The following is an 8,988-nucleotide window of genomic DNA, read 5'->3' on the forward strand; positions in this document are numbered from 1 at the left end:
GTGCCGCCCAGCGCGGCGGCCGCCGCCGCGCGCCCGAGGGCGGCGCGGGCGGTCACGGCGGCGGACCCGGTGGTGGCCGGCGCGGTGGCGGGGGCGGCGGACAGGGCGGTGGCCCGGGCCGCGGCCGCGGGGGTGGCCGTCCGCCGGGCAAGAAGCGCCTGATCGACTACCCGCGCCACAACAAGTACGGCTGGCGCCGCTGGGTCCCGTCCTGGAAGCTCGTCTCGGGGCTCTGCCTGGCGTTCCTGGGCCTGCTGATGGGCGCGGCGACGTTCGCGTACTCCCAGGTGGTCATTCCAAAGGTCGACGAGGCCGCCACGGCGCAGAACAACGTCTACCTCTGGTCCGACGGGTCCCAGATGGCTGCGACCGGTGGCGAGGTCAACCGGCAGATCGTGGGGATCGGCGAGATCCCCGAGGCGATGCAGAACGCGGTGATCTCGGCGGAGAACAAGACGTTCTACGCGGACAAGGGCATCGACCCGATGGGTATCGGGCGCGCTGTCTGGAACATGGCCAAGGGCGGCCAGACGCAGGGTGGCTCGACCATCACCCAGCAGTACGTGAAGAACAGCCTGCTCAACGACCAGTCGCAGACCTTGTCCCGCAAGGTCAAGGAGCTGTTCATCTCCATGAAGGTCGGCACGGAGATGGACAAGCCCGAGATCATGGAGGGCTACCTGAACACCGCGTACTACGGACGCGGTGCCTACGGTATCCAGGCCGCAGCCCGGACGTACTTCCAGAAGGACTCCAAGGCCCTGAACCCGAGCGAGTGCGCCTTCCTCGCCTCGCTGCTCAAGGGCGCGACCTACTACGACCCCGCCGGTTCCACCGAGATCGACCCCAAGGCGACGCCGAAGGCGAACCTCGAGCGGGCCACGGAGCGCTGGAACTGGATCCTCGAGGAGATGGTCAAGGACAACCGTCTCCCGGCGGCGGAGCGGGCCAAGTACCCGAACTTCCCCAAGGTGCTCCCGCCGAAGAAGAACGCCCAGCTGACCGGCCAGATCGGCTATCTGGTGAGCACGGCCAAGGCCAACTTCATCAACAACTACCCGGGGATGGACGAGAAGCAGCTCGCCCGTGGCGGGTTCACGATCAAGACGACCTTCGACAAGAAGAAGGTCAAGGCGCTCGAAGAGTCGATCAAGAAGATCTACGACGAGCACATCGACCCGAAGAAGCGCCCCAAGACCGACACGCACGTCCAGTTCGGCGGAGCCTCGGTCGACCCGAAGACCGGCGCGATCATCGCCATCTACGGCGGCACGGACGCCACCAAGCACTTCACCAACAACGCCGACCAGACCGGTGCGCAGGTCGGATCGACGTTCAAGCCGTTCGTGCTGGCCGCGGCCATGGAGTACGGCGTGCGGGACAAGAAGCTGGGCGTCGCCCAGGACGCGTCCACCCGCACGATCGTCGACCCGAACAAGAGCCGCTACTCCGGCAAGAACAAGCTGAAGATCAAGAACTACGACGGCACGATCTGGCACAACGAGAAGGGCGAGGAGTGGCTGCAGGTCAACGACGATGACGCTGACTACGGCCCGATGAGCCTGCGCGAGGCGATGATCCGCTCCGCCAACTCGCCGTACGTGCAGCTCGGCATGGACGTCGGTATCGACCAGGTCCGTGAGACGGCCGTCAAGGCCGGTCTGCGCGAGAGCTCGCTGGTCAAGGCCAACGTGCCGTCGTTCTCCCTCGGTATCTCCGACCCGAGCGCCATCCGTATGGCCGGGGCGTACGCGACCTTCGCCAACAACGGCGAGCGCAACGAGCCGTTCTCGGTGACGGAGGTCACGGAGAAGGGCAAGTCCATCTACAAGCACGAGGTGAAGGGCGAGCGTGCCTTCTCCTCGGCGATCGCCAGCAACGTGACCGACGTCCTGCGCGATGTCGTCGAGAACCCGAAGGGAACCGGCCGCAAGGCCGCCATCCCCGGCTGGGACGTGGCCGGCAAGACCGGTACCACCGACGGCAACAACTCCGCCTGGTTCGTGGGATACACGCCGACGCTGTCGACGGCCATCGACATGTACCGCTTCGACGACGACGAGACCAAGCAGGGCCGTAAGTTCGAGTCGATGTTCGGCACCGGCGCCCAGCCCAAGATCCACGGTTCGTCCTTCCCCTCGCAGATCTGGAAGGACTACATGACCGACGCGCTCGAGGGCATGGACAAGGAGTCCTTCCCGGAGCCCGAGGACCTCGACGCGGAGCCCGTCTTCGGCGGTGGCGCCGTCAGCCCGACCCCGACGCCGACCGAGACGCCGTCGCAGACGCCGTCGGCGACAGTGACCCCGTCGCAGACCCCGTCGCAGACGCCCAGCACCACGCCGGACCCGGGCAAGACCTGTGACGTGTGGGACTGGCCGTGCAACGACAACGGCGGGCAGAACGGCGGCAGCGACGGAGGCTCGACCGGGACCCCGACGGCGCCGACGACGCCGACGTCACCGACGCCGACGGACACCGCGACCGGCAGACCGAACGGCGGTGGGAACGGCTGGCTGGGCAGCGACTGACCCGGCCGGCCGGAAGCCTCCGGTCAAGGCCCTGAGGGCCGTCGTATCCGACCCGTACACACCCGTACGGCGCCGGGTACGGCGGCCCTCACCGTTTCTCGGGGACGTACGGCAGGATGTCCCCCATGCCGAGCCTCCACAAGACGAGTCCGCAGCAGGACCGGCCGCAGGACCCCGCGCTGGTGTGCCCCACCCGTCGTGACGAGGTCGCCGCGGCGGGCAGCGCGTTGATCGGCGGGCCCATCGGCCGTCGGGCCCTGCTCGGCGGCGGCGGGGTGCTCACCCCGGTGCGGGTGATCGCATTGGTGGCCATCGGGATGTTTGCGCTCGGCATGGTGCAGAAGATCCCGTGTTACGACTGGGCCTGGTTCCGGGGCACGACGTCCCAGTACACCCACGCCTGCTACTCCGACATCCCCCACCTCTTCGTCGGACGCGGGTTCTCCGAGGGTCTGGTGCCGTACTTCGACCGGCTCCGCGGCGACATAGAGTTCCTGGAGTACCCGGTCCTGACCGGGCTGTTCATGCAGGTCGCGGCCTGGCTCACGCCCGGTGGCGGCGACCTGGTGCACCGCGAGCAGGTCTACTGGATGGTCAACGCCGCCATGCTGATGGCCTGCGCGGCCGCCATGGCGGTCGCCGTGGCCCGTACGCACCGCCGCAGGCCCTGGGACGCGCTTCTGGTGGCCCTCGCCCCGGCGTTCGCGCTCACGGCCACCATCAACTGGGACCTGCTGGCCGTGGCGCTGACGTCCGTGGCTGTGCTGATGTGGTCGCGGCGCCGCCCGCTCGCCTTCGGTGCACTGCTGGGGCTCGCGATCGCCGCGAAGTTCTATCCGTTCCTGATCCTGTGGCCGGTGTTCCTGCTGTGCTGGCGCGCGGGGCGGTGGCGGGAGTTCGGTACGGCGCTGGCGGGCACGGCCGGCGCGTGGCTCGCGGTGAACCTGCCGGTGATGCTGCTCGCGCCCGAGGGGTGGAAGCAGTTCTACACGTTCAACGAGGAACGGAACGTCGACTTCGGCTCGCTCTGGCTGCTGATCAGCCAGCGCTCCGGTGAGCAGATCACCCCGGGCAGCGCCAACACGTACACGATGGTGCTGATGGTGCTCGCCGGCGTGGGCCTCGCCGTCCTGGCGCTCACCGCGCCCCGCAGGCCCCGGTTCGTGCAGCTGGCGTTCCTGATCGTGGCCGCGTTCGTGCTGACCAACAAGGTGTACTCGCCGCAGTACGTGCTGTGGCTCATCCCGCTCGCCGCGCTCGCCCGGCCGCGCTGGCGGGACTTCCTGATCTGGCAGGCGTGCGAGGTCATGTACTTCCTCGGCATCTGGATGTACCTGGCCTTCACGACCAGCGGCAACAAGCAGGGGCTGCCGACGGACGGCTACCACTTCGTGATCGTCCTGCACCTGCTCGGCACGCTGTACCTGTGCGTCATGGTCGTGCGCGACATCCTGGCGCCCGAACGGGACGTGGTCCGGCAGGACGGCTCGGACGACCCCTCAGGGGGCGTCCTGGACGGCGCCGAGGACGCCTTCGTACGCGGCAGGGCGGCCCACCCCGCCCGGCACGCGGCCGCCCCGGCGGTGGAGGGGCCGCGGGTGGAGTGGGGCGTCCCCCGGGATCCCTGGGCCGAGCGCTAGCGCCGAGCCCTAGCGCTCGACGATCCGGTCGAACTGCGTGGTGGTGTGCCGCAGATGGGCCACCAGCTCGTCGCCGACCTTCGGCTCCTGGGCGTCGGACGGCACGAACAGGATCGACACCTGCATGTGCGGGGGCTCGGCGAACCAGCGCTGCTTGCCGGCCCACACGAACGGCGAAAGGTTCCGGTTCACGGTCGCCAGACCGGCGCGGGCCACGCCCTTGGCGCGCGGCATCACGCCGTGCATCGCCTTGGGGGCCTCCAGGCCGACTCCGTGCGACGTACCGCCCGCGACGACCACCAGCCAGCCGTCGGAGGCCGCCTTCTGCTGGCGGTAGCCGAAGCGGTCGCCCTTGGCGACGCGGGTGACGTCCAGGACGGAGCCCCGGTACTCGGTGGCCTCGTGGTCGCCCAGCCAGAGCCGGGTGCCGATCCGGGCGCGGAACCGGGTCTGCGGGAACTGCTGCTGGAGCCTGGCCTGCTCCTCCGCCCGCAGGTGGCTGACGAACATGGTGTGCAGCGGCAGCCGGGCGGCCCGCAGCCGGTCCATCCAGCCGATGACCTCCTCGACCGCGTCGGTGCCGTCCGTGCGGTCCAGGGGCAGGTGGAGGGCGAAGCCCTCGAGACGGACGTCCTCGATGGCCGCGTGCAGCCGTCCCAGGTCCTCTTCGAGGATGCCGTGGCGCTTCATCGAACTCATGCACTCGATGACGACGCGGGCGCCCACGAGGGCGTGCACGCCGTCCACGGACGACACGGAGCGGATCACCCGGTCCGGCAGCGGCACCGGCTCCTCGCCCCGCCGGAACGGGGTGAGGACGAGCAGGTCGCCGCCGAACCAGTCCTTGATCTTCGCGGCCTCGTACGTGGTGCCCACGGCCAGCATGTCCGAGCCGAAGCGGGCGGCCTCGTCGGCCAGCCGCTCGTGGCCGAAGCCGTAGCCGTTGCCCTTGCAGACCGGGATCAGACCGGGGAACTGGTCGATCACGGACTTCTGGTGCGCTCGCCAACGAGCGGTGTCGACGTAGAGGGAGAGCGCCATGGCCGGCCCGGAACCTTTCTGGTGGCTGCGGTGTATCAAAGGTATGTACGAGACCTACGAGATTACGTACGAGGTTACGGGCGCGACGCCCGGGCCGTCAGCGGCGCGACATGTAGATGTCGAGCGCCTTGTGCAGGAGCTTGTTGAGCGGGAAGTCCCATTCGCCGACGTACTCCACGGCCTCGCCGCCCGTGCCGACCTTGAACTGGATGAGGCCGAAGAGGTGGTCGGTCTCGTCCAGGGAGTCGGAGATGCCGCGGAGGTCGTAGACGGTCGCGCCCATCGCGTAGGCGTCGCGCAGCATCCGCCACTGCATCGCGTTCGAGGGCCGGACCTCGCGGCCGATGTTGTCGGAGGCTCCGTACGAGTACCAGACGTGCCCGCCGACGACGAGCATGGTCGCGGCGGAGAGGTTCACGCCGTTGTGGCGGGCGAAGTACAGCCGCATGCGGTTGGGGTCCTCGTTGTTGAGGACGGTCCACATGCGCTGGAAGTACGAGAGCGGGCGCGGGCGGAAGTGGTCGCGGACGGCCGTGATCTCGTACAGCCGCTGCCACTCGGCGAGGTCCTCGTAGCCGCCCTGGACGACCTCGACACCGGCCTTGTCAGCCTTCTTGATGTTGCGGCGCCACAGCTGGTTGAAGCCCTTGAGGACATCGTCGAGCGAACGGTTCGCCAGCGGCACCTGGAAGACGTACCGCGGCTGGACGTCGCCGAAGCCGGCGCCGCCGTCCTCGGCCTGCTGCCAGCCCATCTTCCGCAGCCGGTCGGCGACCTCGAAGGCACGCGGCTCGATGTGGGTGGCCTCGACATCCTTGAGACGCTTCACATCCGGGTCCTGGATACCGGACTTGATGGCGGCCGAGTCCCAGCGCCGGATGACGACCGGCGGGCCCATCTTCACGGAGAAGGCGCCCTGGTGCTTGAGATGCGCGAGCATCGGCTGCAGCCAGTCGTCGAGGTTCGGGGCGTACCAGTTGATGACCGGGCCCTCGGGCAGATAGGCGAGGTAGCGCTTGATCTTCGGCAGCTGGCGGTAGAGGACGAGGCCGGCACCGACGAGTTCGCCGGACTTGTCGAACCAACCCAGGTTCTCCGAGCGCCACTCGGTCTTCACATCAGCCCACGCCGGGACCTGGCAGTGGCTCGCCGCGGGCTGGCTCTGGATGAATGCCAGATGCTGCTCACGGCTGATGGTCCTCAGGGTCAGGCTCATGCGGGGCGCTCCTCGGCAGGTGTGTCCCCATCGGTCAGGGGCTCCGGCTCTCGCGCCGAAGCCTACTGTGACCGGGGAGCGCCCCGATGGGACGTGTGTCCCTCGGACCGGCGAGCGACCCGAACGCCTCAGACGAGCCCGCCGTGGAACATGCCGAGGTAGAAGCCCACGGCCGAGGCGCCGAGCCCGACGATCAGTGCGAAGCGCTCCCTGGTCGTCGCGGAGATGAACTGGCCGAAGGCACCCGTCAGGATCCCGATCAGCCCTGCCCACGAACTCAGCACGTGCAGGTGGTGGAACATCGCGGTGATGAAGGCCACCGCGCCGAGCACGAGCGTCACGGCGACCAGGGAGTCCTGGAGGACGTGAGGCTTGCCGTCGGTGGCGAGGAGGGAGTGTCCGGGGTCGGGTTGCATTGCCTGTGCCATGGGGCACCTCCTGGCGTGCCTGCCGGACGGCGGCGCATCGTAGCGCCGCCGACATCCGTTGTGTACAGATTGCGTCCCCTCACCAGTGGATTTCAACCGGAAGCGGGTGTGCGGGTACTCTGTACGGTCTGCACCGGTGTCTGCCCAGGTCCCTCCAGGGCCCCGACGCTCCCCTCGCTCGTCGAGGGTGGTTGTCAGTGGTGGCCGATACCGTTGCTTACGCATCACGACCCTCCTGCCACGGAACGACCGTGGCCGCTGAGTCCAAAGGAGGTGGGTTCCACATGCGTCACTACGAGGTGATGGTCATCCTCGACCCCGATCTCGAGGAGCGCGCTGTCTCCCCGCTGATCGAGAACTTCCTCTCCGTCGTCCGTGAGGGCAACGGAAAGGTCGAGAAGGTCGACACCTGGGGCCGTCGTCGTCTCGCCTACGAGATCAAGAAGAAGCCCGAGGGCATCTACTCGGTCATCGACCTGCAGGCCGAGCCTGCGGTCGTCAAGGAGCTCGACCGACAGATGAACCTGAACGAGTCGGTCCTCCGGACCAAGGTCCTCCGTCCCGAGACCCACTGAGCTTCTAGCTCAGAAGTCATCGGGTTCGAGTAGCAGCAAGCAGCCAGAAGCAATCCCGCCGAGAGGTTCATCCAATGGCAGGCGAGACCGTCATCACGGTCGTCGGCAATCTTGTCGACGACCCCGAGCTGCGCTTCACCCCGTCCGGTGCGGCGGTCGCGAAGTTCCGTATCGCGTCCACCCCCCGCACCTTCGACCGGCAGACCAACGAGTGGAAGGACGGCGAGAGCCTGTTCCTGACCTGCTCGGTCTGGCGTCAGGCGGCGGAGAACGTCGCTGAGTCCCTTCAGCGCGGCATGCGTGTCGTCGTGCAGGGGCGTCTGAAGCAGCGGTCCTATGAGGACCGCGAGGGCGTCAAGCGCACGGTCTACGAGCTGGACGTCGAGGAAGTCGGCCCCAGCCTCAAGAACGCCACGGCCAAGGTCACCAAGACCACTGGTCGCGGTGGCCAGGGTGGCTACGGCGGCGGTCAGCAGCAGGGCGGCGGCGGTAGCTGGGGTGGAAACTCCGGCGGTGGCCAGCAGGGTGGCGGCGGTGCTCCCGCCGACGACCCGTGGGCGACCAGCGCGCCGGCCGGTGGCGGCCAGCAGCAGGGCGGCGGAGGCGGCTGGGGTGGAAACTCCAGCGGCGGCGGCTACTCGGACGAGCCCCCCTTCTAGGGCACTCCCCTCGAAGGCAGCTCGTACCCAAACTTCTTGATCACACAGGAGAAACACCATGGCGAAGCCGCCTGTGCGCAAGCCTAAGAAGAAGGTCTGCGCGTTCTGCAAGGACAAGACCGCGTACGTGGACTACAAGGACACGAACATGCTGCGGAAGTTCATTTCCGACCGCGGCAAGATCCGTGCCCGCCGCGTGACCGGCAACTGCACGCAGCACCAGCGTGACGTCGCCACGGCCGTGAAGAACAGCCGTGAGATGGCGCTGCTGCCCTACACGTCCACCGCGCGATAAGGGAAGGGTGACCGAAAAATGAAGATCATCCTGACCCACGAGGTCTCTGGCCTCGGTGCCGCTGGCGATGTCGTCGACGTCAAGGACGGCTACGCTCGCAACTACCTGGTTCCGCGTGGTTTCGCGATCCGCTGGACCAAGGGTGGCGAGAAGGACGTGGCGCAGATCCGCCGCGCCCGCAAGATCCACGAGATCGCGACCATCGAGCAGGCCAACGAGATCAAGGCCCAGCTCGAGGGCGTGAAGGTGCGTCTGGCTGTTCGCTCCGGCGACGCCGGCCGTCTCTTCGGCTCCGTGACCCCGGCCGACATCGCCACGGCGATCAAGTCCGCGGGTGGCCCCGACGTCGACAAGCGTCGCGTCGAGCTCGGTTCGCCGATCAAGACCCTGGGCTCGCACCAGGTGTCCGTGCGTCTGCACGCGGATGTTGCCGCGAAGCTCGGCGTCGAGATCGTCGCCGCGTAACGCTGCAGTCTCAGCAGTACGGAAGGGGCGCCCCCCCCGGGGGGGGGGGGGCCCCCCCGTAAAGGTGAAAAAAAAACCCGAGGGGGCCGGGGACAAACCCCCCCCCGACCGCCCGCCGCCCCCAAACCGAAGCAAACG

General features: G+C 68.2%; 9 protein-coding genes. 6 read left to right on the top strand and 3 right to left on the bottom strand.

The annotated features are described in order from the left end of the window. The coding region (locus tag AB0E14_RS38490; protein WP_362429825.1) for a transglycosylase domain-containing protein at nucleotides 1-2,531 on the top strand (2,531 nt) is incomplete at its 5' end. A gap of 125 nt (nucleotides 2,532-2,656) precedes the next feature. Beyond that, on the top strand, nucleotides 2,657-4,171 hold the full coding sequence (locus tag AB0E14_RS38495) for a glycosyltransferase 87 family protein (RefSeq protein WP_362429828.1): 1,515 nt from the start codon (nucleotides 2,657-2,659) through the stop codon (nucleotides 4,169-4,171). Nucleotides 4,172-4,180: 9 nt separating this feature from the next. Here AB0E14_RS38495 and AB0E14_RS38500 read toward each other — a convergent pair whose 3' ends face one another. The 3 genes from AB0E14_RS38500 to AB0E14_RS38510 all read right to left on the bottom strand — a co-directional run bounded on the left by AB0E14_RS38500 (nucleotide 4,181) and on the right by AB0E14_RS38510 (nucleotide 6,856). Further along, complete coding sequence (locus AB0E14_RS38500; protein WP_362429831.1) at nucleotides 4,181-5,212, bottom strand: alanine racemase; 1,032 nt, start codon at nucleotides 5,210-5,212, stop codon at nucleotides 4,181-4,183. A 97-nt stretch (nucleotides 5,213-5,309) separates the two neighbouring features. Further along, nucleotides 5,310-6,428, bottom strand: coding sequence for a peptidoglycan bridge formation glycyltransferase FemA/FemB family protein (locus AB0E14_RS38505; RefSeq protein WP_362429834.1), 1,119 nt, complete (start codon nucleotides 6,426-6,428; stop codon nucleotides 5,310-5,312). Nucleotides 6,429-6,556: 128 nt separating this feature from the next. Then, nucleotides 6,557-6,856, bottom strand: coding sequence for a hypothetical protein (locus tag AB0E14_RS38510; protein WP_362429837.1), 300 nt, complete (start codon nucleotides 6,854-6,856; stop codon nucleotides 6,557-6,559). Nucleotides 6,857-7,140: 284 nt separating this feature from the next. Here AB0E14_RS38510 and rpsF point away from each other — a divergent pair, with 284 nt between their 5' ends. The 4 genes from rpsF to rplI all read left to right on the top strand — a co-directional run bounded on the left by rpsF (nucleotide 7,141) and on the right by rplI (nucleotide 8,850). Then, entirely contained in the window at nucleotides 7,141-7,431 is a 291-nt protein-coding gene (rpsF, locus tag AB0E14_RS38515; protein WP_004950685.1) for a 30S ribosomal protein S6, read from the top strand. A 74-nt stretch (nucleotides 7,432-7,505) separates the two neighbouring features. Beyond that, nucleotides 7,506-8,090: a single-stranded DNA-binding protein gene (locus AB0E14_RS38520; RefSeq protein WP_362429840.1), complete on the top strand. Its 585-nt coding sequence runs from the start codon at nucleotides 7,506-7,508 to the stop codon at nucleotides 8,088-8,090. A 58-nt stretch (nucleotides 8,091-8,148) separates the two neighbouring features. Then, nucleotides 8,149-8,385, top strand: coding sequence for a 30S ribosomal protein S18 (gene rpsR, locus AB0E14_RS38525; protein ID WP_005315025.1), 237 nt, complete (start codon nucleotides 8,149-8,151; stop codon nucleotides 8,383-8,385). An 18-nt stretch (nucleotides 8,386-8,403) separates the two neighbouring features. Beyond that, entirely contained in the window at nucleotides 8,404-8,850 is a 447-nt protein-coding gene (gene rplI, locus AB0E14_RS38530) for a 50S ribosomal protein L9 (protein ID WP_362429843.1), read from the top strand. Nucleotides 8,851-8,988: the final 138 nt, after the last annotated feature.

The organism is Streptomyces sp. NPDC047981 (assembly GCF_040653315.1).
Lineage (GTDB): Bacteria > Actinomycetota > Actinomycetes > Streptomycetales > Streptomycetaceae > Streptomyces.

Excerpts from the sequence above, each read along its gene's own strand:
- AB0E14_RS38505 (WP_362429834.1), bottom strand. The coding sequence starts at position 6,428 with ATGAGCCTGACCCTGAGGACCATCAGCCGTGAGCAGCATCTGGCATTC.
- AB0E14_RS38520 (WP_362429840.1), top strand. The coding sequence starts at position 7,506 with ATGGCAGGCGAGACCGTCATCACGGTCGTCGGCAATCTTGTCGACGAC.
- rpsF (WP_004950685.1), top strand. The coding sequence starts at position 7,141 with ATGCGTCACTACGAGGTGATGGTCATCCTCGACCCCGATCTCGAGGAG.
- AB0E14_RS38500 (WP_362429831.1), bottom strand. The coding sequence starts at position 5,212 with ATGGCGCTCTCCCTCTACGTCGACACCGCTCGTTGGCGAGCGCACCAG.
- rplI (WP_362429843.1), top strand. The coding sequence starts at position 8,404 with ATGAAGATCATCCTGACCCACGAGGTCTCTGGCCTCGGTGCCGCTGGC.
- rpsR (WP_005315025.1), top strand. The coding sequence starts at position 8,149 with ATGGCGAAGCCGCCTGTGCGCAAGCCTAAGAAGAAGGTCTGCGCGTTC.
- AB0E14_RS38510 (WP_362429837.1), bottom strand. The coding sequence starts at position 6,856 with ATGGCACAGGCAATGCAACCCGACCCCGGACACTCCCTCCTCGCCACC.
- AB0E14_RS38495 (WP_362429828.1), top strand. The coding sequence starts at position 2,657 with ATGCCGAGCCTCCACAAGACGAGTCCGCAGCAGGACCGGCCGCAGGAC.